Raw genomic sequence first — 21,170 nt, 5'->3', positions numbered from 1 at the left:
CGCCAGAGAGCGCTCTCTCACTCTGGTGCCCGGAGAGGTGTGTCCCATGTATCCACGTATTCCCGCCCGGCGACGGCTGGCGGCCGCGCTGGCCGGCGCCGCCCTGGTCGCGACACTGGTCTCCTCGGTGCCCGCCCAGGCGGTGCCGGCCCCGGCCGTGGTCGCCGACTTCGAGGGCACGCCGCCGATCACCGAGACCAGCCCCGGCATCTTCCCGTTCGGGGCCGACGCGGCCAGCCGGCCGAAGCTGACCCAGGCCCCCGCCGCCGACCGGCCCGGAGCGGGGGCCGACAACCACGCGCTGAGCGCCGTCTACACCGTCGGCGCGTGGGGCGGGTTCAGCCACAACCTGCCGGCGTCGGGGGACTGGACCACCTACGGCGGCTTCAGCTTCTGGGTCAAGGGCACCGGCTCGGGGCAGCGGGTCGAGTTCGAACTGAAGGACGGCGGGACCGACGGCGAGCACTCGGAGCTGTTCCAGGCCTGGTTCACCGACACGGCCGCCGGCTGGCAGCAGGTCAGGGTGCCGTTCGGCGGGTTCGTGAAGCGCACCGACTACCAGCCGTCCGGCGCGCCGACCGACGGCAGCCTGACCCTGACCCAGATGTGGGGCTACGCGGTCAACCTGCCGGGCGGCAGCACCGGTGAACTGCTGTTCGACGACGTCGCCCTGTACGGCTCGGCGGTGTCGGGCGTGGGCGTGGCCACGGACGCGTACGTGACCGACGCCGGGGGGACCGTCCAGGTCGGGGTGACCGTGACCCAGCCCGGGGGCGGCCCGATCGGCGGGGACGTGACCGTGCGCTACGTCCTCGGCGGCGGTACGGCCGTGCCGGGCGTCGACTACACGGCCGGCGACGGCACGCTCTCCTTCCCGGCGGGCACCCCGTCGGGGACCACCCGCACGGTTCCCGTCGTCACCACGGCCGGCACCCCGGCCTCGATCGGGAAGACCATCCCGGTGACGCTGACGGCGACCGGCGCGACCCTGGGCTCCGGTACCGCCACGGTGGTGATCAACGCGCACGGCCTGCCGTACCTGGACCGGAACCTGCCCGCCGGGCAACGGGTCGCGGACCTGATGTCGCGGATGACCCTGAAGGACAAGGTCGGTCAGATGACCCAGGCCGAGCGCGCGGCCGTCGGCAACGGCGCCGACATCGTCACCTACCGGCTCGGTTCGCTGCTGTCCGGCGGCGGCTCGGTGCCCAGCCCCAACACGCCGGTCGCCTGGGCCGACATGGTGGACAACTTCCAGACCCACGCCCGGGCCACCCCGTTGCAGATCCCGCTCATCTACGGCATCGACGCCGTGCACGGCAACAACAACCTGCTCGGCGCGACCGTGTTCCCGCACAACCTCGGGCTGGGCGCGACCCGCGATCCGGCGCTGGTGAAGGAGAGCGGCCGGGTCACCGCGACGGAGACCCGCGCGACCGGGGTGCCGTGGGCGTTCGCGCCGTGTGTGTGCGTGACCCGCGACGAACGCTGGGGCCGGTCCTACGAGGCGTTCGGGGAGGACCCGGCGCTGGTCCAGCAGATGGCCACCATCATCGACGGGTTGCAGAACGACGGCCGGCTCGCCGACCCCACCGCCGTACTCGGCACCGCCAAGCACTTCCTCGGCGACGGCGGGACCGCCTACGGCTCGTCGACCACGGGCACCTACACCACGGACCAGGGCGTCACGAGGGGTACGGCCGCGCAGCTCGACGCCGTGCACCTCGCGCCGTTCCGGACGGCCGTGGACAAGGGGGTCGGGACCGTGATGCCCTCGTATTCCAGTCTGCAGGTGCTCGGCACCGACGCCGCCCCGGTGAAGATGCACGCGCGGGCCGACCAGATCACCGGCGTCCTCAAGGGGGAACTGAGGTTCAAGGGTTTCGTGATCTCCGACTGGCAGGGCATCGACCAGATCCCCGGCGACTACCGCAGCGACGTGAAGACCGGTGTCAACGCGGGCATCGACATGGTGATGGTGCCCTACGCGATCAGGGACTTCACCGAGAGCCTCACGGCCTTGGCGGGTACCGGTGAGGTGTCCGGCGCGCGGATCGACGACGCGGTGGCCCGGATCCTGACCCAGAAGTTCGCCCTCGGCCTGTTCGAGCGGCCCTACGCCGACCGCACCCACCTCGGCGAGATCGGCGACGCGGCGCACCGCGACGTCGCGCGCCGGGCCGCCGCCGCGTCCCAGGTGCTGCTCAAGAACGACGGCGTGCTGCCCCTGTCGAAGTCCGCGAAGGTGTACGTGGCCGGCTCCAACGCCGACGACCTGGGCAACCAGACCGGCGGCTGGACCCTGACCTGGCAGGGGGAGTCCGGCAACGCCAACCGGGGCACCACCATCCTCGCCGGCATCCGCCAGGTCGCTCCCACGGCCACCGTCACCCACAGCCGCGACGCCTCCGCCCCGACCGCCGGGCACACGGTCGGCGTGGTGGTCGTCGGCGAGACCCCGTACGCCGAGGGCCTCGGCGACGTCGGCAACGGCCACTCGCTCCAGCTCTCGGTCGCCGACCGGGCGGCCGTGGACACGGTGTGCGCGGCCATGAAGTGCGTGGTCCTCACCGTGTCGGGCCGGCCGCTGGACATCACCGGCATCGTGCCCGCCGCCCGGGGCGTCGTGGCCTCCTGGCTGCCCGGCAGCGAGGGCGCGGGCGTCGCCGACGTGCTGTTCGGGGACCGGCCGTTCACCGGTCGGCTGCCGGTGACCTGGGCCCGCAGCGAGAGCCAACTGCCGTCCAATGTGGGCGACGCGGTGTACGACCCGCTGTACGCGTACGGCTGGGGGCTGCGGACCGACCCCGCGCGCGACCGGCTGCGGAAGGTGCGCGACCAGCTCGCCGGGATCGGCGGCGACCGGGACATCGCCACCGCCGTGCGGGCCCTGGACCGGGCGCTGAAGGAGCGGCTGTGGCGGTCCGACGGGTCGGTGCGCACGCCGAAGGACGTGCTGGCGGCGCTGAAGGACGCGGCGGTGGCGCTGAACCGGTCCTCGCGGGACTCGTTCGCGCAGGACGACGTGGTGGTGTCGGTGGCCCGGGACGTGGCGCAGAAGGCCATCGCCGAGGGCGGGCCGGCGGCGATGCCGTCGACGGCGAAGCTCACCTCGGACGCGGAGCACGCGGTGCTGGCGGGGCGGGTCGACCAAGCGGTCACCTGGTTGACGGAGGCCTACAACAAGGCCCGGTAGTGGTTGTGGGGCACGCCCGACAGGACGTGCCCCACACGTCACGCGTCGCTGGACTCCTGCCACAGGTTCGCCCGGTCGGTGGCGTGCCGGTCGATCTCGGCCAGCTCCTCCGCCGTCAGCTTCGGCCCCCGCACCGCCGCCAGGTTGTTCTCCAACTGGGCCACCGACGACGCCCCGATCAGCGCCGACGTCACCCGGTCGTCCCGCAGCAGCCAGGTCAGAGCCAGCTGCGCGAGGGACTGCCCGCGCCGCTCCGCGATCCCGTTGAGCGCCCGCAGCTTGCCGACCATCGCGTCGGTCAGCGCGTGCGGGTCGAGGGACTTGCCCTGGGCGGCGCGGGAGTCCCCGGGGATCCCGTTCAGGTACCGGTCGGTGAGCAGCCCCTGCTGCAGCGGCGCGAACCCGATGCACCCGGCGCCGACGTCCGCGAGGGTGTCGAGCAGCCCGTCGTCCTCGATCCAGCGGTTGAGCATCGAGTACGACGGCTGGTGGATCAGCAGCGGCACCCCCAGGTCGGCGAGGATCGCGGCCGCCTCCCGGGTCCGCTCGGCGCTGTAGGAGGAGATCCCGACGTAGAGCGCCTTGCCCTGCCGCACGGCGGTGGCCAGCGCGCCCATGGTCTCCTCGAGCGGGGTGTCCGGGTCGAACCGGTGCGAGTAGAAGATGTCCACGTAGTCGACGCCCATCCGGGCCAGGGACTGGTCGAGGCTCGCCAGGAGGTACTTGCGCGAGCCCCACTCGCCGTACGGGCCGGGCCACATGTCGTAGCCCGCCTTCGTGGACAGCACCAGCTCGTCGCGGTAGGGCCGGAAGTCCTGCGCGAACAGGTGCCCGAAGTTGGCCTCGGCGGCCCCGTACGGCGGCCCGTAGTTGTTCGCCAGGTCGAAGTGCGTGACCCCGAGGTCGAACGCGCGGCGCAGGATGGCCCGCTGGGTGTCCAGGGGCTTGTCGTCGCCGAAGTTGTGCCACAGGCCGAGGGAGACGGCGGGCAGCTTGAGGCCGCTGCGCCCGGTGCGCCGGTACTCCATCGTGTCGTAGCGGTTCTCGGCGGCGCGGAACGGCGCGGGAATCATCGAGGGGCCCTCTCGTCGGCGGTCATCGCAGCCCATTGTCCCGGCTGACCGACCCACCCCGGACCCCTTTTCCCAGGTACCGGACGTCACAGCGCCAGCACGAGCTTCCCGCGTACCCGGCCGGTGGCCAGCGTCGCGTGCGCCCGGGCCGCCTCCGCCAGCGGGAACACCTCCGCGAGCTCCACCCGGAGCGCCCCCGCGTCCACCAGGGCCCCGAGCCGGGCCAGGCCGTGGCCGTCCGGGTGCACCAGGTGCGCGGCGATCCGGACGTCCCGGGCCCGCGCGGCGGCGGCCAGCTCCTCCGACACCGCCACGTGCAGCCAGCCGAACACCCCGCCGTCCCGGACCGCCGCCAGCGCGCCCTCGGCCCCGGCCGCGTCGAGCACCACGTCGGCGTCGAGGCCGTCCAGCGCGCCCGGCACCGTGTAGTCCACCGGCACGTCCACGCCCAGCGACCGGAGGAACCCGTGGTTGACGGCCCGCGCGGTGCCCAGCACGTACGCGCCCCGGGCCTTCGCCAGCTGCACCGCCAGGTGCCCGACCCCGCCGGCCGCCGCGTTGACCAGCACCCGGTGGCCGGCGGACACCCCGGTCAGGTCGAGGAGCTGGAGCGCCGTGAGCCCGGCGAGCGGCAGGCCGGCGGCGTGCGCGTGGTCCAGCCCGGCCGGTTTCGCGGCGAGCTGGTGCGCCGGGGCGGCCACGTACTCCGCGTAGCCGTGCGCCGGGGCCGGGAACCGGGGCATGCCGTACACCTCGTCGCCGACCCGCCACGACGCCACCCCCGGGCCGACCGCCACCACGGTGCCCGAGATGTCCCAGCCCCAGACGTGCGGGCCCGGCCCGTAGAACTCCGCCGACTCCCCGGCCCGGGAACCGAGGTCCGTCGGGTTGAGCCCGGCGGCCGCCACCCGGACCAGCACCTCACTGAGGCCGGGGACCGGAACGGGCAGGTCGACGAGGTGCAGGACGTCGGGTGGGCCGTAGCTGTCGGACTGGATCGCGCGCATCCCCCCATCCTCGGGTCACCGGTCACTCCTGGTAAGGAGGCACAAGATTGTGCTATGGGTACCGGATGGAAACCACCTGGGACGACAGCTACCGGGAGGACTGCCCGGCGCGGCTGGTCCTCGGCATGGTCGGCGACAAGTGGACCCTCCTGACGATCAGCGCCCTCGGCGACGGGGCGGTCCGGTTCGCGGACCTGCGCCGCCGGCTCGCCGGGATCAGCCAGAAGGTGCTGACCGCGACCCTGCGCGCCATGGAACGCGACGGGCTCGTCGACCGGACGGTGCACCCGACGACCCCGCCGAGCGTCGAGTACGCGCTCACGGAGCTGGGCCGGGGGGTGCGGGTACCCCTCGAGGCCCTCCAGGTCTGGGCCGAACACAACACGGCCGCCGTCGAGGCCGCCCGGACCCGCTTCGACTCCCGCTGACCGGCACCTGACCCGTCGCGCCCGCCCGGCCCGGTCCCGCCGCCGCCCGTCGGGACACGCGCGGATTCCGCAACCTCCACCCCTCCACCAGGGCGAATCGGGAGGATGGGGGGATGGACAGGCGCAGCGGGGCCCGGGTCGCGGTCTCCGCCGGGCTGGCCGTGCTGTTCCTCGCGGTGTGGGTGTGCGTCCGCGCCGACCTCGGCCCGGCCCGCCTCGACGTCCCGGTCCTGGACTTCCTCGCCGGGCACCGCACCGGCCCGCTGACCGCGCTGATGACGGTCGCCACCACCCTGGGCAGCATCTACGTCCTGATCCCGCTCGGGATCACCGGCGCCCTGGTCCTGAGTCGGCGGGCCCGGTCCTGGTGGCCGGCGGCGCTCGTCGCGCTCGCCGTCGGCGGCAACGCCCTGCTCACCTTCGCGGTGAAGGTCCTCGACGGGCGGGCCCGGCCGCCGTTCAGCGCGGTGGACGTCACCGGCCCGGACTTCTCGTTCCCGTCCGGGCACACGTCCAACACGACGGTCACCCTCGGGGTGCTCCTCTTCCTGGTGTACCGGCAGGTCCGCCCCTGCCGGGCCCGCACCGTGCTGGCCACCGGCGCGGCGGTCCTGGCGTTCACCGTCGGCCTCAGCCGCCTGTACCTGGGCGCGCACTGGCTCACCGACGTCCTCGCCGGGTACCTGCTCGCCGGGTCGTGGCTCGTCCTGGTCCTCACCGCCGCCGACCGCCGCCCGGCCACCTCCGACCAGCACCCGGTCCGGGGACTTTGGCGGACGGTCCGGTCCCGGAGCTAGCGGCGTGGTTGGCTGAGGGGCATGGACGACAGGAAGATTCTGGAGCACATCGACGCCCTGGTCGCCGAGGAGCACGAACTCCGCGGCCGGCACTCGCACGGCGAGTCCCCGCCGGAGAACGAGGCCGCCCGGCTCCGGCACCTGGAGGAGACCCTGGACCAGACCTGGGACCTGCTCCGCCGCCGCAGGGCACTCCGCGAGGCGGGCGCGAACCCGGACGCCGCTAAGCCAGCCCCGATCCCCGAGGTCGAGGGCTACCTCCAGTAGCCCGGGTCACGGCGTCGGAACGCCGTCCGGCAGCAGCCCGGCGGTCCTCAGGTCCCGCCACAGGTCCCCGGGGATGTCCGTCGCGAACATGGCCGCGTTGTCGTCGACCTCCGCCGGGGTGCGCGCGCCCACCACGACGCTCGTCACCGCCGGGTGGCCGAGCGCGAACCGCAGCGCCGCCGCCCGCAGGGGCACGTCGTGCCGGGCGCACACCTCCGCGATCGCCAGCGCCCGGTCGAGCAGGTCGGCGGCGGCCGGCCCGTAGTCGTAGCGGGCGCCGGGGCGGGGGTCGGCCAGCAGTCCCGAGTTGTAGACGCCGGCCGCGAGCACCCCGACGCCGCGTTCGGCGCACAGGGGCAGCAGTTCGTCGAGGCCGGACTGGTCGAGCAGCGTGTACCGGCCGGCGAGCATCACGCAGTCCACGGCCACCTCGCGCACGAACCGGGCGAGCATCGCGGCCTGGTTCATCCCCACGGACACGGCGCCGATCACCCCGTCGGCCCGCAGCTCCGCCAGGGCCCTGAACGCGCCGGCCACCGCGTCGTCGTAGTGCTCGTCGGGGTCGTGCACGTGCAGGACGTCGATCCGGTCGAGTCCGAGCCGGTCGAGGCTGGCGGTGAGCGAGTCGCGGACGCCGGTGTAGGAGAAGTCGATCCGGGGCGCGAGGCCGGTGGGCGGGCCGGCCCAGAACTCCTGGGTGTCGCCGCCGCCGGGGACGAGGAGCCGGCCCACCTTGGTGGCCAGCACGTACTCGTCGCGGGGGCGGGGGGACAGGGCCCGGCCGGCGAGCTGTTCGGAGCGGCCGTAGCCGTAGAGCGGGGCGGTGTCGTAGAGGCGCAGGCCATGGTCCCAGGCCCGGTCGACCGTGGCGAGGGCCTGCTCGTCGGGGACGGCTGTGAACAGGCCGCCGATCGGGGCGAGCCCCAGCCCGAGCCGGGTGACCCGCAGGTCGCTGTGCCCGAGCCGGACCCGCTCACCCGGGTTCACGACGGCCCCCGGAGCGCGGACGATCCGAAGCGGGCCGTGCCGGCGGTCGCGCGGGTCCCGGTGGACCCGGCGGTGCCGGCGGTCCTGGTGGTCCCGGCGGTGCGCCCGGTCACGGCAGCCTCCAGGCGACCGGCAGTCCCGCCGCGCCCCCGTCGGCCGAGTAGTCGTGCACGACGTCGAGCAGTTCCGCCATCCGGGCCTGCCACGCGATGTTCACCGGCAACCCGGCGAGCGAGCGGAGCAGCAGGTCGTAGTCGGCGCACTCCACGAGGTGGAACAGGTCGAGCCCGGACCGCCAGATCGTCCACTCGGTGGCCCCGGCGGCGCGGATGGCGGCGAGCAGCTCCTCCGGTACCCCCTGATGGGCCCGGAGGTACTCCTCCTCGGCACCGGGCCGCAGCCGGGTGTGCAGCGCGACCCGCATCAGTGCTCGCCCTCCGCGGCGACCTGCCGGCGGACCCACTCCTCGACGGAGGTGATGTGCACGGCGGCGGCGGTGCGGGCGTCCTCGGGGTCGCGGCTGGCCAGGGCGCGGTAGATGTGCTCGTGCTCCTCCAGGGTGCGCGGGATCGCGCCCTCCTCGCGCCGGCCGCGCCAGACCCGGGTCCGCAGGGTGCGGCTGCTCAGGCCGCCGAGGATGGCGGTGAGCACCGGGTTGCCGGCGGCCTCGTTGATGATCCGGTGGAAGGTCAGGTCGTGGCCGATGAACTCCTCGGCGGTGTCGACCCGGGCCATCGCGGCCATCTCCTCGCGGAGCCGGGCGAGGTCGACCTCGGTGATCCGGGCGGCGGCGGTGGCCACGGCGGCCGGTTCCAGGATCTTGCGGACCCGGACCAGGTCGAGCAGCGTGGCGCCCTGGGAGATCTCGGCGACCACCCCGAAGGCCTCCAGGAGGTCGGACGGGCCGAGCTTGGTCACGTAGACCCCGGCGCCGTGCCGGGCCTCCAGGATGCCCAGGACGGTCAGGGCGCGGATGGCCTCGCGCATGGAGCTGCGGGACAGCCCGAGCGCCTCGGCGAGGTCCTTCTCGACGGGCAGGCGCTGGCCGGGCTCCAGCTCACCGCTGGCGATCATCTCCTTGATCCGCGCGAGCGCCCGGTCGGTGACGGTCGTGCGGGCCTGGTCCTCGGTCACTCGGGTGCTCCTTCGCTGGATGGTCTGCCCATCATCCTGCCTGCCGCCAAGTCATCTGACCAGTTACCCCAATGTAACGAATTTATTACGGGGTCTTGCGCTCAGAGGCCTGGTAGGTGCTTGGATGGTGCCATCAAGACATCAGATGACTTGCCAAGTGATCGGATTACTCGAAGGAGGCCCTCCCCGTGAAGTTACTCCGCGTGGGACCCAGCGGCGCCGAACGCCCCGCGCTGCTCGCCGAAGACGGCCGCCTGCTGGACCTCTCCGGCCTCACCGGCGACATCGACGGCGCGTTCCTGGCCGGCGGCGGCCCCGACCGGGTGCGCGCCGAGCGCTCGCTGCCGGAGATCACCGGCCCCGTGCGGTACGGGCCGCCGGTCGCCCGCCCCGGCAAGGTCGTCTGCGTCGGCCTGAACTACCGCGACCACGCCGAAGAGAGCGGCGCGGAGATCCCCACCGAGCCGGTCGTGTTCATGAAGGCCGCCAACACGGTGGTCGGGCCGGACGACGAGGTGCTCGTCCCGCGCCGCAGCCGCAAGACGGACTACGAGGTCGAGTTGGCCGTCGTGATCGGCGCGACCGCCCGCTACCTGGAGCCGGGCGCGGCGGCCGGCGTCATCGCCGGGTACGCGGTCAGCAACGACGTCTCCGAGCGCGAGTTCCAGCTGGAGCGCGGCGGCACCTGGGACAAGGGCAAGTCCTGCGAGACGTTCAACCCGCTCGGCCCGTGGCTGGTCACCGCCGACGAGGTGGGCGACCCGCAGGACCTCGGCATGCGGTTGTGGGTCGACGGCGAACTCCGCCAGAACGGCAACACGAAGAACATGATCTTCGGGGTGTACGAGGTGGTCGAGTACCTCAGCCAGTTCATGGTGCTCGAACCCGGGGACGTCATCAACACGGGGACGCCCGCGGGGGTCGCCCTCGGCATCGGCGAGGCCGCCTACCTGCGCGCCGGCATGACCGTCGAGGTCGAGATCGACCGCCTCGGCCGGCAGCGCCAGACGGTGGGCCAGGCATGAGAGTCACCGTCACCGGCCTCGACGTCCGCGACATCCGGTTCCCCACCTCCCGCGAGCTGCACGGCTCCGACGCGATGAACCCCGACCCCGACTACTCCGCCGCGTACGTCGTCCTGCGCACCGACGCCGGCGAGGGCCACGGCTTCTGCTTCACCATCGGCCGGGGCAACGACGTGTGCGCCGCCGCGATCCACGCGCACGCCCCCCTCGTCGTCGGCCGCGAACTCGACCTCGACGACCTGGGCGAGTTCTCCCGCCGGCTGACCGGCGACTCGCAGCTGCGCTGGCTGGGCCCCGAGAAGGGCGCCTCGCACATGGCCGTCGCCGCCCTGGTCAACGCCGCGTTCGACCTGGCCGGCACGGTCGCCGGCAAGCCGGTCTGGAAACTGCTCGCCGACTACTCCCCGGAGAAGATCGTCGACCTGGTCGACTGGCGCTACCTGACCGACGCGCTCACCCCGTCCGAGGCCCTCGACCTGCTCAAGAGCCGGGTCGCCGGGCGGGCCTCCCGGGAGGCCCTGCTGCGGGCGACGGGCTACCCCGCCTACACCACCACGCCCGGCTGGCTCGGCTACACCGACGACAAGCTGGTCCGGCTGGCCCGCGAGGCCGTCGCCGACGGGTACACCCAGATCAAGCTCAAGGTCGGGGCCGACCTCGACGAGGACCTGCGCCGCCTCGCCCTCGCCCGCGACGCCGTCGGCCCGGACATCCGGATCGCCGTCGACGCCAACCAGCGCTGGGACGTCGACCAGGCCATCGAGTGGGTGGAACGCCTCGCGCCCTACGACCCGTGGTGGATCGAGGAGCCCACGTCCCCGGACGACATCCTCGGGCACGCCGCCATCCGCCGGGCCGTCGCGCCCGTCAAGGTCGCCACCGGCGAGCACACCCACAACCGGGTCATGTTCAAGCAGCTGCTGCAGGCCGGCGCCGTCGACGTGGTGCAGCTCGACGCGTGCCGGGTCGGCGGGGTCACCGAGAACGTGGCGATCCTGCTGCTGGCCGCGAAGTTCGGGGTGCCGGTGTGCCCGCACGCCGGGGGAGTGGGCCTGTGCGAACTGGTCCAGCACCTGTCCATGTTCGACTACGTGGCCGTGTCCGGCAGCACCGAGAACCGGGTGATCGAGTACGTCGACCACCTGCACGAGCACTTCGCGGACCCGGTCCGGATCGTCGACGGGCACTACCTCGCGCCGACCGCGCCGGGGATGTCCGCCCGGATGCTGCCGGAATCCCTGGCCACCTACTCCTACCCGGACGGCGCGGCGTGGCAGCTCGACGGCCCCGCGCGCGGCGAAGGGGAGGCGCGATGAACGACTTCGCCGGCCTGTCCGCCCTGGTCACCGGCGGCGCCTCCGGCATCGGCCTCGCCACGGCCCTGCTGCTCGCCGAGCGGGGCGCGAAGGTCGCCACCCTCGACCTGGGCACCGACGTCCCGGCCCCCCTGCTCGGCCTGCGCGCCGACGTCGCCGACGACGCGTCCGTCCGGGCCGCCGTGGCCGCCGCCGTCGCCGCGTTCGGCGGACTCGACATCGTGGTCAACAACGCCGGCATCGGCGCGGCCGGCACCGTCGAGGACAACGACGACGCCGAATGGGCCCGGGTGTACGACGTCAACGTGACCGGCATGGTCCGGGTCTCCCGGGCCGCCCTGCCGCACCTGAGGGCGTCGGCGCACGCCGCGATCGTCAACACCTGCTCGATCGCGGCCACCGCCGGCCTCCCGAACCGCGCCCTGTACTCGGCCACCAAGGGCGCCGTCCTCTCGCTCACCCTGGCCATGGCCGCCGACCACGTCCGCGAGGGCGTCCGGGTCACGTGCGTGAACCCCGGCACGGCGGCCACCCCCTGGGTGGAACGGCTGCTCGCCGCCGCGGCTGACCCCGAAGCGGAACGAGCGGCGCTGGCCGCCCGCCAACCCAGCGGGCGGCTCGTCACCGCCGAGGAGGTCGCGCACGCGATCGCCTACCTGGCCAGCCCGGCCGCCGCCGCCGTCACGGGGATCTCCCTCGCCGTCGACGGCGGCATGGCCGGACTCCGGATCCGCCCCACCCCGCCCCCCGAAGGAGCACGATCATGAAACGCGTCGCGACAGCGGTACTCGCCGCACTGGCTCTCGTCGTCACCGGCTGCGGCAACTCCACCGACAAGGCCGGCTCCGGCGGCTCCGTCGTCGGGGTCGACTACCCGCGCTCGGACTCCGACTTCTGGAACTCCTACATCAAGTACGCCCCGGAGCAGGCCAAGTCCCTCGGGCTGGAACTGAAGACCTCCAACTCGGAGAACGACGTCGCCAAGCTGGCCGCCAACATCCAGGCGCTGATCAGCCAGGGCGTCAAGGGCGTCGTGATGGCCCCGCAGGACACCGCGGCCATCTCGCCCACCCTCGCCCAGCTCAAGGCGAAGAAGATCCCGGTCGTCACCGTCGACACCCGGCCCGACGTGGGCGACGTGTTCATGGTGGTCCGCGCCGACAACCGCGCCTACGGCACCAAGGCCTGCGACTTCCTCGGCGCGAAGCTCGAGGGCAAGGGCAAGGTCGCGATGCTCCAGGGCGACCTCGCGTCGATCAACGGCCGGGACCGGACCGAGGCGTTCAATGACTGCATGAAGACGAAGTTCCCGAACGTGCAGGTCATCGGCCTGGCCACGGACTGGAAGGGCGACGTCGCGGCCAACAAGCTCCAGACCACGATCGCCGCGCACCCCGACCTCAAGGGCATCTACATGCAGGCCGGCGGCGTGTTCCTCAACCCGACCCTGCAGGTGCTCAAGCAGAAGGGCATGCTGGTCCCGCCGAGCGACCCGAAGCACGTGTTCATCGTGTCCAACGACGGCATCCCGCAGGAGCTCAAGGCCATCGCGGACGGCGACATCGACGCCACGGTGTCCCAGCCCGCCGACCTGTACGCCAAGTGGGCGCTGTTCTACGTCAAGGCCGCCATCGACGGCAAGACGTTCCAGCTGGGCGCGACCGACCACGACTCCACCATCGTCGGGGTCCGGCCGGGCCTGATGGAGGACCAGCTCCCCGCCCCGCTGGTCACCAAGGACGGGTCGTTCCCGGGCTCGAAGAAGTCCGACGACCCCGCGCTGTGGGGGAACCAGATCAAATGACGAACCCCAGCCCTCCCGTCGTCGCGGCCGAGGCGGTGTCGAAGCGCTACGGCGTCACCGTCGCCCTGCGTGACGTGTCCCTCCGGGTCGAACCGGGGGAGATCCACGCCCTGGTCGGACGCAACGGCGCCGGCAAGTCCACGCTGGTGTCCCTGCTGACGGGGCTCCAGGCCCCCGACACCGGAACGGTGTCCTTCGGGGGGACGCCCGCCCCGCCGATCGGCGACCGGGAGGGCTGGCGTTCGCACGTCGCCTGCGTGTACCAGAAGTCCACCATCATCGGGTCGCTCTCGGTGGCGGAGAACGTGTTCCTCAACCGGCAGGCGCACACCCGCGCCGGGCTGATCGGCTGGGGCAGCGTCCGCCGCCAGGCCCGGGAGCTGCTGGAGACCTGGGACGTGCGTGTCGACGTCCGGGTACCGGCGGCCGAGCTGCCCGTCGAGCAGCGCCAGCTCGTGGAGATCGCCCGCGCGCTGTCGTACGGCTCCCGGTTCATCATCCTCGACGAGCCGACCGCCCAGCTCGACGGCCAGGCCATCGCGGGCCTGTTCGACCGGATGACGGCGCTGAAGGAGCAGGGTGTCACGTTCCTGTTCATCAGCCACCACCTGGAGGAGGTGTACCAGGTGTGCGACACGGTGACCGTGATGCGCGACGCCGGGCACATCCTCACCGCCCCGGTGGCCGACCTGCCCAAGCCGGACCTGGTGGCCGCCATGACCGGCGAGGCGACGGGCCTGGTCGCGATGCCCGGCGACCGGCCGGCCCCGGCGACGGGCGCGGTGCCGGCGCTGCGGGTGACCGACCTGTCCGTGGCCGGGGTGTTCGCCGGGCTCTCGCTGTCCGTCGCGCCGGGGGAGGTGGTGGGGCTGGCCGGATCGGGGGGTTCGGGCAAGATGGCCGCCGCCGAGACCGTCGTCGGACTGCGCCCGGCCACCACCGGCACGGTCGAGGTCGGCGGCCGGCGGCTGCGGTCGGGCAGCGTGCCGGACGCGCTGGCCGCCGGGGTGGGCTTCGTGCCCCAGGACCGGCACCACGAGGGGCTGGTCCCGGGGCTGTCCATCGCCGAGAACGCCACGATGACCGTGCCCGGCCGGCTCGGGCGGTGGGGCTTCCTCAGCGCCGCCCGCCGCACGGCCCTGGGCGAGCGGGCCATCCGGGAGCTGGGCATCAAGGCCGCCGGCCCCGAACAGCCCGTGCAGGACCTGTCCGGGGGCAACCAGCAGAAGGTCGTGATGGCCCGGGCGCTGGCCAACGACCCGACCGCCCTGGTCCTGCTGCAACCCACCGCCGGGGTGGACGTCCGGGCCAAGGAGACCCTGCTGGCCGCCGCCACCGACGCGGCGGCCCGGGGCGCCGGGGTGCTGATCGTCTCCGACGACCTGGACGACCTGCGCCCCGCCGACCGGGTACTCGTGCTCTACAAGGGAACCGTCGTGGACGAGATGCCCCGGGGCTGGCACGACCACGCACTGATCGCCGCCATGGAAGGTGTCTCGTCATGACCACCCAGACCCTCGCCCACCGGACCGGAGGACTCCGGCTCGCCAGGCTCCGCGACCTCGCCCTGGTGCCGGCGATCATCGTGATCGCCATCGTCGGGTACCTGGTGAACCCGGTCTTCCTGCACTGGGACAACCTGGTCAACGTGCTCCAGCAGCAGTCGGAGATCTCGCTGCTCGTCCTCGCCCAGGCACTCGTGCTGATCGCCGGGAAGATGGACCTGTCGCTGGAGTCGACGTTCGGGCTCGCGCCCGGGGTGGCGGCCTGGCTGGTCCTGGAGCCCGGGGTCACCCACGGCCTCGGGGTGCTGCCCCCGGCCCTCGCGGTGCCGGTGGCCCTCGCGGTCGGGGCGCTGATCGGCCTGGTCAACGGCCTGTTGATCGTGAAGTTCCAGCTGAACGGGTTCATCGTGACCCTGGGCATGCTGATCGTGCTGCGCGGGCTGCTCACCGGGATCAGCGGCGGGAAGACGTTCTTCAACCTGCCGGAGTCGTTCCTGTACCTGGGCAACGCCGTCTGGCTGGGCCTGCCCGCCTCGATCTGGATCTGCGTGGCCCTGTTCGCCGCGTTCGTGGTGATCGCCGGGTTCACCCGCTTCGGCCGGTCCCTGTACGCGATCGGCGGCAACCCCGATGCGGCCCGCGCCGCCGGCATCCGGGTCGACCGGGTGCTGTGGACGGTGCTGATCATCGCCGGCCTGCTGGCCGCGCTGGGCGGGCTGCTGCTCACCGGCCGGCTCGCCTCGGTCGCCGCCGCCCAGGGCCAGGGCGCGATCTTCACGGTGTTCGCGGCGGCCGTGATCGGCGGCGTCAGCCTGAACGGCGGCAAGGGCACCATCTTCGGCGCGTTCACGGGCATCCTGCTGCTGTACCTGGTGCAGAATGTGCTCACCCTCGCCGGGGTGCCCGCGCAGTGGATCGGGGCGCTCAACGGGGCGATCATCCTCGTGGCGCTGATGCTCGCCCGCGTCACCTCCGGCCGGACACAGGAGTGACGATGGGTCGGATCGACGCGCACCACCACCTGTGGGACGTCGCCACGCGCGCCTACCCGTGGATGGACGGCCCGTGGGCCGACCCGCTGCGGGGCAGGTTCGACCCGGACCGGCTCGCGCCCCTGGCCGCCGCCGCCGGGGTGGACGCGACGATCGTGGTGCAGGCCGTCTCCGACCTGGACGAGACCCGCGAACTGCTGGCCACGGCCGCCGGCCACCCGCTGGTCGGCGGCGTGGTCGGCTGGCTGGACCTGACCGGCGACGTGCCCGCCCAGCTCGCGGACCTGCGGGCCGGGCCGGGCGGCGCGGCCCTGGTCGGGGTCCGGCACCAGGTGCAGGACGAGCCCGACCGGCGCTGGCTGCTCCGGCCCGAGGTGCTCGCGGGCCTGCGGGCGCTCGACGGGCTCGCCTACGACCTGCTGGTCACGCCGGCGCTGCTGCCGGCCGCCGTCGAGGCCGTCCGGCTGCTGCCCGACGTGAGCTTCGTCCTCGACCACCTGGCGAAGCCCCCGATCGCGGCCGGCGCGTGGCAGCCGTGGGCCGACCGGCTCGCCGCGCTGGCCGCCGAGCCCAATGTCACCGCGAAGCTGTCGGGCCTGGTCACGGAGGCGGCGTGGGCGGGCTGGAAACCCGGGGACCTCGCCGGGTACGTCGACCACGCGCTCGCCACGTTCGGCCCCGACCGGCTCATGTTCGGCTCGGACTGGCCGGTGTGCACGCTGGCCGCCTCGTACCCACAGGTGGTGGAGGTGACGGAGACGGCGCTGGCCGGGCTGTCGGACGACGAGCGGCGGGCGGTCTTCGCCGGCACCGCCCGGCGGGTCTACCTGGGCGGGGAGTGACATGCGGATCGCCCTGTTCGTGACCTGCGTCAACGACACCCTGTTTCCCGGCACGGGGAAGGCCGTGGTGCGGCTGCTGCGCCGGCTCGGCCACACCGTGGACTTCCCGCTCCAACAGACCTGCTGCGGCCAGATGCACCACAACACCGGCTACGACGCGCTGCCGATGGTGGAACCCTTCCTGGACACCTTCGAGGGGTACGACGCCGTCGTGGTCCCGTCCGCCTCCTGCGCCGCGATGGTCCGCGAGGCCTACCCCAGGCTGGCGGCCGGTGACCCCGCGCTCGCGGCCCGGGTCGCGGCGCTCCGGGTGCACGAACTGTCCGAGCTGCTGGTCGACGTCCTCGGCGTGACCGACGTCGGCGCGTACTTCCCGCACACCGTCACCTACCACCCCACCTGCCACTCGCTGCGCGGCCTGCGGGTCGGCTCCCGGCCGCACACCCTGCTGAGCGCCGTGCGGGGCCTGAAGCTCGTGGACCTGCCCGCCGCCGACGAGTGCTGCGGGTTCGGCGGCACGTTCGCCGTGAAGAACCCGGCCGTGTCCGCCGCGATGTGCGCCGACAAGGTCGGACACGTGCTGCACACGGGCGCGGAGGTGCTGGTCGCGGCCGACAACTCCTGCCTGATGCACGTGGGCGGCGCGCTGGCCCGGCAGCGGACCGGCGTCCGGGTCCTGCACCTCGCCGAGATCCTGGCCGCGACATGAGCACCTACCTGGGCCTGCCCACGTTCCCCCGGGCCGCCGAGTCGTCCACTGTCGACTCCCAGCTGCGGGCCAACCTGCGCAACGCCACGCACACCATCCGGGACAAGCGGGCCGCCGCGATCGGCGAGCTGTCCGACTGGCCGGAGCTGCGCGCACACGCCAAGGCCGTCAAGGACCACACCCTGCGACACCTCGACGGGTACCTGGAGCAGTTCGAGTCGGCCGTCGTCGCCGCCGGGGGACAGGTGCACTGGGCGCGCGACGCGGCCGAGGCCAACGCGATCGTGATCGCCCTGGTCAGGGAGGCGTACGCCGCCGACGCGCCGCCGGCCGGCGGTCCGGCCTGGGCGACCGGGGTCGGCGGGTCGGCGGCCCGGCCGGGCGGTGCGCCGTGGGCCGAGGTCGTCAAGGTGAAGTCGATGGCCACCCAGGAGATCGGGCTCAACGAGGCCCTGGAGGCCGCCGGGATCGCCGCGCACGAGACCGACCTGGCCGAACTCATCGTCCAGCTCGGCGGCGACACCCCCTCGCACATCCTGGTGCCCGCCATCCACCGCAACCGTGCCGAGATCCGGGAGATCTTCCGCACCCGGATGCCCGACGCCCCCGCCGACCTCACCGACGAACCGGCCGTCCTGGCCGCCGCCGCGCGCACCCACCTGCGGGAACGGTTCCTCACCGCGAAGGTCGCCGTGTCCGGGGCCAACTTCGCCGTCGCCGAGACCGGCACCCTCGTCGTCGTCGAGTCCGAGGGCAACGGCCGGATGTGCCTGACCCTGCCGGAGACCCTGATCAGCATCGTGGGCATCGAGAAGCTCGTGCCCACGTTCGCCGACCTCGACGTGTTCCTCCAGCTGCTGCCCCGGTCGTCGACGGGGGAGCGGATGAACCCGTACACGTCGATGTGGACCGGGGTCACGCCCGGCGACGGGCCCTCCGCCGTGCACGTGGTCCTGGTGGACAACGGGCGCACCGGGGTCCTCGCCGACGAGGTCGGCCGCCAGGCGCTGCGGTGCATCCGCTGCTCGGCCTGCCTCAACGTCTGCCCCGTGTACGAGCGCGCCGGCGGCCACGCCTACGGCTCCGTCTACCCGGGCCCGATCGGCGCGATCCTCACCCCGCAGCTGCGCGGCACGTCCTCGGCGCTGGACGCGTCCCTGCCGTACGCCTCGACCCTGTGCGGCGCCTGCTACGACGTGTGCCCGGTCGCGATCGACATCCCCGAGGTGCTGGTGCACCTGCGCGGCAAGGTCGCGCGGGGCGCGGGACACCCGGTGGAGAAGGCCGCGATGGGGCTCGCCGGCTGGGTGCTGCGCTCGCCCCGCCGGCTGGCCTGGGCCCAGCGCTGGGCGGTCCGGACCCGCCGCCTGCAGCCGAAACGGTTGCCGGGCGCGCTCGGCGGCTGGACCGACACCCGCGACCTGCCGGCCGTGCCGGACGAGTCGTTCCGCGACTGGTGGCTCCGGGAGGGCGCCGAATGAGCCCGCGCTTTCCGCCGCACCGGGCGGCCGTGGCCGTCGCACGTGGACGAAGGGGTGACGCGTGACCGCGCGAGAAGAGATCCTGGGGCGGATCCGGCGGGCACTCGGCCCGGCCGCGACTCCCGCCGGGCCGCACCCGGGCTACGACCGGCAGGTCGTACCCGTCGATTCCGGTCCGCTCGTGGAACTGCTCGCCGAGCGGTTGCGCGACTACAAGGCACTGGTGCACGTCGTCCCCACGGCGGAGATCCCCGCGACGATCGCCGCCGCGCTGGAACGCCGGGGCGCCCGGGCCATGGTCGCCCCGGCCGGGGTGCCGGACGCCTGGCTCACCCCGGGCGTCGACTGGCACCGCGACACCCCGCCGCTCACGGCCCGGGAACTGGACCACGCCGACGGGGTACTGACCGGTTCCGCCGTCGCCATCGCCGTCACCGGCACGATCGTGCTCGACGGCACCGCCGGGCAGGGCAGGCGCGCCGTGACCCTGGTGCCCGACCACCACCTGTGCGTCGTGCGCACCGTCGTACCCGACGTCGCCGACGCGCTCGCCCTCCTCGCGGCGGACCGGCCCCTGACCTGGATCAGCGGCCCGTCGGCGACCAGCGACATCGAACTCGACCGGGTCGAGGGCGTGCACGGACCGCGCATCCTGGAGGTTGTCCTCGCGTTCGACGGTTAACAAACCGTCCCACGGGTATCTCCCCCACGAAGGAGGTGCCCATGTCTTCCACCCTGATCATCGTGTTCGTGTTCCTGCTCGCCGCGGTGCTGGTGCTCGGTCTCGCCGGCTGGGTCGTCTACCGCCGCAGGTCGCTGCGCGACCGGTTCGGCCCCGAGTACGACCGGGTCGTCGGGGAGCGGGCCAGCCGGGCCGCCGCCGAACGCGAACTGCGCGACCGCGAGCGCCGGCACGCCCAGCTCACCCTGCGCGAGCTGACCCCGGACTCCCGGGCCCGGTACTCCGCCGAGTGGCAGGACCTGCAGTCCCGGTTCCTCGACGAGCCCGGCCCCGCGGTCGACGCCGCCGACGAACTGGTCACCCGTCTCATCGAGGAGCGCGGCTACCCGGCCGGCGACCACGACGAGCAGGTCGCCCAGCTGTCCGTCGACCACGCCCTCACCCTCGACGCCTACCGCGAGGCGCACGCCATCAGCGTGCGCAACCAGCGCGGCGAGGCGAGTACCGAAGAGCTCCGCCAGGCCGTGGTGTCCTACCGCGCCCTGGTCGTCGAGCTGCTCGGCCCCACCCACGACGTCGCCCACCGGTAGGAGAGGCCACCATGCGCAAGGACACCGACTCCCGACGAGGCAAGCCGACCACCACGCCCGGCCGGGACGCCGCCGAGTCGCGGCGCCAGAAGAGCAAGCCCGCCTGGGACGGTACGTCGGGCACCGACGAAACCGACCCCGCGACCCGGGCCACCGAGGACGGAACCCTGTCCGGGCAGGCCACCCCGACCTTCCAGGACACTGCCACCGACCCGTCGCCCGGCACGCTCTACCCGAGCGGCGGCGCGGCGACCCGGGACTCCGCCGACGACCTGATCGCCGAGCGCACCGACGCCGACGAGCGGCCGGACACCGACACCCCCGGGTCGACGGGTACCGGCGCCGACCGGCCCCTGAACGCCGAGTTCCGGACGGGTACCCCGCGCGCCGACCGCCCGTGGGACTCCGAGTCCCGGACCAGCACGGTGCCGGGCGCGGACTCCCGGGCCGACGACGAGCCGAGGCTGTTGGCCAGCGGGGACACGCTGCCGGAGGAACCGGTACCCGGCGTCTCCGACACCCGGACCGCCACGGACCGCGAGGTCGACGCGGCCCGCTCGGGTCACCACGGCGCCGACGCCGCGCGGGAGTCCGGGCTGGACGGGCACCCCACGGCCGACCTGCTGCACAGGGCCGGCGGGGTGGAGGACACCCACTGGGCGCACGGGGGCACCGACCCGGCGCACGGGTCCGGCGTGGTCGAGGCCGACCCGGGGCCGGGTGGTCCCGTGCCGGAGGAGCCGACCGCGATCGGCTCGGCCAAGGTGCCCGGCGCGATGACGCCCGACCTGAGGGCGTCCGACGCGACAGCCGACCCGAAGACGTTCGGCACGGCGACGCACGACACGGCGACCGGCGCGACGACGCACGACGCCGTCTCGCCGAAGGACGCCGTCGAGCCGTCGCCGACCCCGGCGGAGCCGGCCCGCAGGCTCTGGACGGCCGGGACCTCCGAGGGGCTGCACGAGCGCTGGCAGGCGTTGCAGCTGCGCTTCGTGGACGACCCGTCGGCCGTGGCCGGCGAGGCCCGCACCCTGGTGGACGAGGCGATCCGCACCCTGACCGCCGAGCTCACCCACCGCCAGCGCGAACTCGACGCCTGGAACGACGGGACGTCCCCGGACACCGAACAGCTCCGCGTCGCGGTGCAGAAGTACCGGGACTTCTTCACGTTCCTGCTCACCCGCTGACCCGCGTCCGGCGCGCGCCCTCCTCCCCGGGCGGGCGCCGGACGCCTCCGGGCACTCCCGAGGAGCGCGTCGTCCCGCGCGGCCGCAGGACGACACCGTCCCCGGGAGTGCCGCACCATGCCGGTCCCGCGTCGTGCCGCCAGGC

Annotated in this window: 21 protein-coding genes; 16 read left to right on the top strand and 5 right to left on the bottom strand. The window is 73.7% G+C overall.

Annotation, left to right across the window (positions count from 1 at the left end):
• Nucleotides 1-46: 46 nt before the first annotated feature.
• The gene (locus AB0M43_RS14010; protein ID WP_363724421.1) at nucleotides 47-3,196 is read left to right on the top strand and encodes a glycoside hydrolase family 3 N-terminal domain-containing protein; all 3,150 of its coding nucleotides are present in this window, start codon (nucleotides 47-49) and stop codon (nucleotides 3,194-3,196) included.
• Nucleotides 3,197-3,234: 38 nt separating this feature from the next.
• Here the strand turns inward: AB0M43_RS14010 and mgrA are convergent, their stop codons facing one another.
• Nucleotides 3,235-4,266, bottom strand: coding sequence for an L-glyceraldehyde 3-phosphate reductase (mgrA, locus tag AB0M43_RS14005; RefSeq protein ID WP_363724573.1), 1,032 nt, complete (start codon nucleotides 4,264-4,266; stop codon nucleotides 3,235-3,237).
• Nucleotides 4,267-4,355: 89 nt separating this feature from the next.
• A complete protein-coding gene (locus tag AB0M43_RS14000; RefSeq protein WP_363724420.1) occupies nucleotides 4,356-5,276 on the bottom strand; it encodes an NADP-dependent oxidoreductase in 921 nt (306 codons plus the stop codon).
• A 65-nt stretch (nucleotides 5,277-5,341) separates the two neighbouring features.
• On the opposite strand from AB0M43_RS14000, the gene AB0M43_RS13995 reads away from it, so the two are divergent.
• The 3 genes from AB0M43_RS13995 to AB0M43_RS13985 all read left to right on the top strand — a co-directional run bounded on the left by AB0M43_RS13995 (nucleotide 5,342) and on the right by AB0M43_RS13985 (nucleotide 6,768).
• The gene (locus AB0M43_RS13995) at nucleotides 5,342-5,704 is read left to right on the top strand and encodes a helix-turn-helix domain-containing protein (RefSeq protein WP_363724419.1); all 363 of its coding nucleotides are present in this window, start codon (nucleotides 5,342-5,344) and stop codon (nucleotides 5,702-5,704) included.
• A 113-nt stretch (nucleotides 5,705-5,817) separates the two neighbouring features.
• Nucleotides 5,818-6,501: a phosphatase PAP2 family protein gene (locus tag AB0M43_RS13990; protein WP_363724418.1), complete on the top strand. Its 684-nt coding sequence runs from the start codon at nucleotides 5,818-5,820 to the stop codon at nucleotides 6,499-6,501.
• 21 nt (nucleotides 6,502-6,522) lie between these two features.
• On the top strand, nucleotides 6,523-6,768 hold the full coding sequence (locus AB0M43_RS13985) for a DUF2630 family protein (RefSeq protein ID WP_363724416.1): 246 nt from the start codon (nucleotides 6,523-6,525) through the stop codon (nucleotides 6,766-6,768).
• Between the two features lie 6 nt (nucleotides 6,769-6,774).
• Here the strand turns inward: AB0M43_RS13985 and AB0M43_RS13980 are convergent, their stop codons facing one another.
• The 3 genes from AB0M43_RS13980 to AB0M43_RS13970 all read right to left on the bottom strand — a co-directional run bounded on the left by AB0M43_RS13980 (nucleotide 6,775) and on the right by AB0M43_RS13970 (nucleotide 8,889).
• Complete coding sequence (locus AB0M43_RS13980) at nucleotides 6,775-7,755, bottom strand: aldo/keto reductase (protein WP_363724415.1); 981 nt, start codon at nucleotides 7,753-7,755, stop codon at nucleotides 6,775-6,777.
• A 109-nt stretch (nucleotides 7,756-7,864) separates the two neighbouring features.
• A complete protein-coding gene (locus AB0M43_RS13975; RefSeq protein ID WP_363724413.1) occupies nucleotides 7,865-8,179 on the bottom strand; it encodes an L-rhamnose mutarotase in 315 nt (104 codons plus the stop codon).
• The gene (locus AB0M43_RS13970; RefSeq protein ID WP_363724411.1) at nucleotides 8,179-8,889 is read right to left on the bottom strand and encodes a FadR/GntR family transcriptional regulator; all 711 of its coding nucleotides are present in this window, start codon (nucleotides 8,887-8,889) and stop codon (nucleotides 8,179-8,181) included. The genes AB0M43_RS13975 and AB0M43_RS13970 overlap by 1 nt, the downstream gene beginning before the upstream one ends.
• A gap of 188 nt (nucleotides 8,890-9,077) precedes the next feature.
• On the opposite strand from AB0M43_RS13970, the gene AB0M43_RS13965 reads away from it, so the two are divergent.
• The 12 genes from AB0M43_RS13965 (at nucleotide 9,078) to AB0M43_RS13910 (ending at nucleotide 21,025) form a co-directional block, all read left to right on the top strand.
• Complete coding sequence (locus AB0M43_RS13965) at nucleotides 9,078-9,914, top strand: fumarylacetoacetate hydrolase family protein (protein ID WP_363724409.1); 837 nt, start codon at nucleotides 9,078-9,080, stop codon at nucleotides 9,912-9,914.
• Nucleotides 9,911-11,230 carry an L-fuconate dehydratase gene (locus tag AB0M43_RS13960; protein WP_363724407.1) on the top strand — a complete coding sequence of 440 codons (1,320 nt, stop codon included), beginning with the start codon at nucleotides 9,911-9,913 and terminating at the stop codon, nucleotides 11,228-11,230. Before AB0M43_RS13965 ends, AB0M43_RS13960 begins: the two co-directional genes overlap by 4 nt.
• Entirely contained in the window at nucleotides 11,227-11,997 is a 771-nt protein-coding gene (locus AB0M43_RS13955) for an SDR family oxidoreductase (protein WP_363724406.1), read from the top strand. The genes AB0M43_RS13960 and AB0M43_RS13955 overlap by 4 nt, the downstream gene beginning before the upstream one ends.
• Nucleotides 11,994-13,034 (top strand): sugar ABC transporter substrate-binding protein, encoded by a 1,041-nt coding sequence (locus tag AB0M43_RS13950; protein WP_363724404.1) that lies wholly within the window; start codon nucleotides 11,994-11,996, stop codon nucleotides 13,032-13,034. Before AB0M43_RS13955 ends, AB0M43_RS13950 begins: the two co-directional genes overlap by 4 nt.
• Nucleotides 13,031-14,539: a sugar ABC transporter ATP-binding protein gene (locus AB0M43_RS13945; RefSeq protein ID WP_363724402.1), complete on the top strand. Its 1,509-nt coding sequence runs from the start codon at nucleotides 13,031-13,033 to the stop codon at nucleotides 14,537-14,539. Before AB0M43_RS13950 ends, AB0M43_RS13945 begins: the two co-directional genes overlap by 4 nt.
• Nucleotides 14,536-15,531 (top strand): ABC transporter permease, encoded by a 996-nt coding sequence (locus AB0M43_RS13940; RefSeq protein WP_363724400.1) that lies wholly within the window; start codon nucleotides 14,536-14,538, stop codon nucleotides 15,529-15,531. The genes AB0M43_RS13945 and AB0M43_RS13940 overlap by 4 nt, the downstream gene beginning before the upstream one ends.
• A 2-nt stretch (nucleotides 15,532-15,533) precedes the next feature.
• Complete coding sequence (locus AB0M43_RS13935) at nucleotides 15,534-16,373, top strand: amidohydrolase family protein (RefSeq protein ID WP_363724398.1); 840 nt, start codon at nucleotides 15,534-15,536, stop codon at nucleotides 16,371-16,373.
• 1 nt (nucleotide 16,374) lies between these two features.
• Entirely contained in the window at nucleotides 16,375-17,082 is a 708-nt protein-coding gene (locus tag AB0M43_RS13930) for a (Fe-S)-binding protein (protein WP_363724396.1), read from the top strand.
• Entirely contained in the window at nucleotides 17,079-18,563 is a 1,485-nt protein-coding gene (locus tag AB0M43_RS13925; RefSeq protein WP_363724394.1) for a lactate utilization protein B, read from the top strand. Before AB0M43_RS13930 ends, AB0M43_RS13925 begins: the two co-directional genes overlap by 4 nt.
• 61 nt (nucleotides 18,564-18,624) lie before the next feature.
• Complete coding sequence (locus tag AB0M43_RS13920) at nucleotides 18,625-19,245, top strand: LUD domain-containing protein (protein ID WP_363724393.1); 621 nt, start codon at nucleotides 18,625-18,627, stop codon at nucleotides 19,243-19,245.
• A gap of 41 nt (nucleotides 19,246-19,286) precedes the next feature.
• Nucleotides 19,287-19,835 (top strand): hypothetical protein, encoded by a 549-nt coding sequence (locus AB0M43_RS13915; protein WP_363724391.1) that lies wholly within the window; start codon nucleotides 19,287-19,289, stop codon nucleotides 19,833-19,835.
• 11 nt (nucleotides 19,836-19,846) lie between these two features.
• Complete coding sequence (locus AB0M43_RS13910) at nucleotides 19,847-21,025, top strand: hypothetical protein (RefSeq protein WP_363724389.1); 1,179 nt, start codon at nucleotides 19,847-19,849, stop codon at nucleotides 21,023-21,025.
• Nucleotides 21,026-21,170: the final 145 nt, after the last annotated feature.

It is taken from the genome of Longispora sp. NPDC051575 (assembly GCF_040681875.1).
In the GTDB taxonomy this organism is placed as follows: domain Bacteria; phylum Actinomycetota; class Actinomycetes; order Mycobacteriales; family Micromonosporaceae; genus Longispora.
This window is presented reverse-complemented; position numbering and strand designations above follow the sequence as displayed.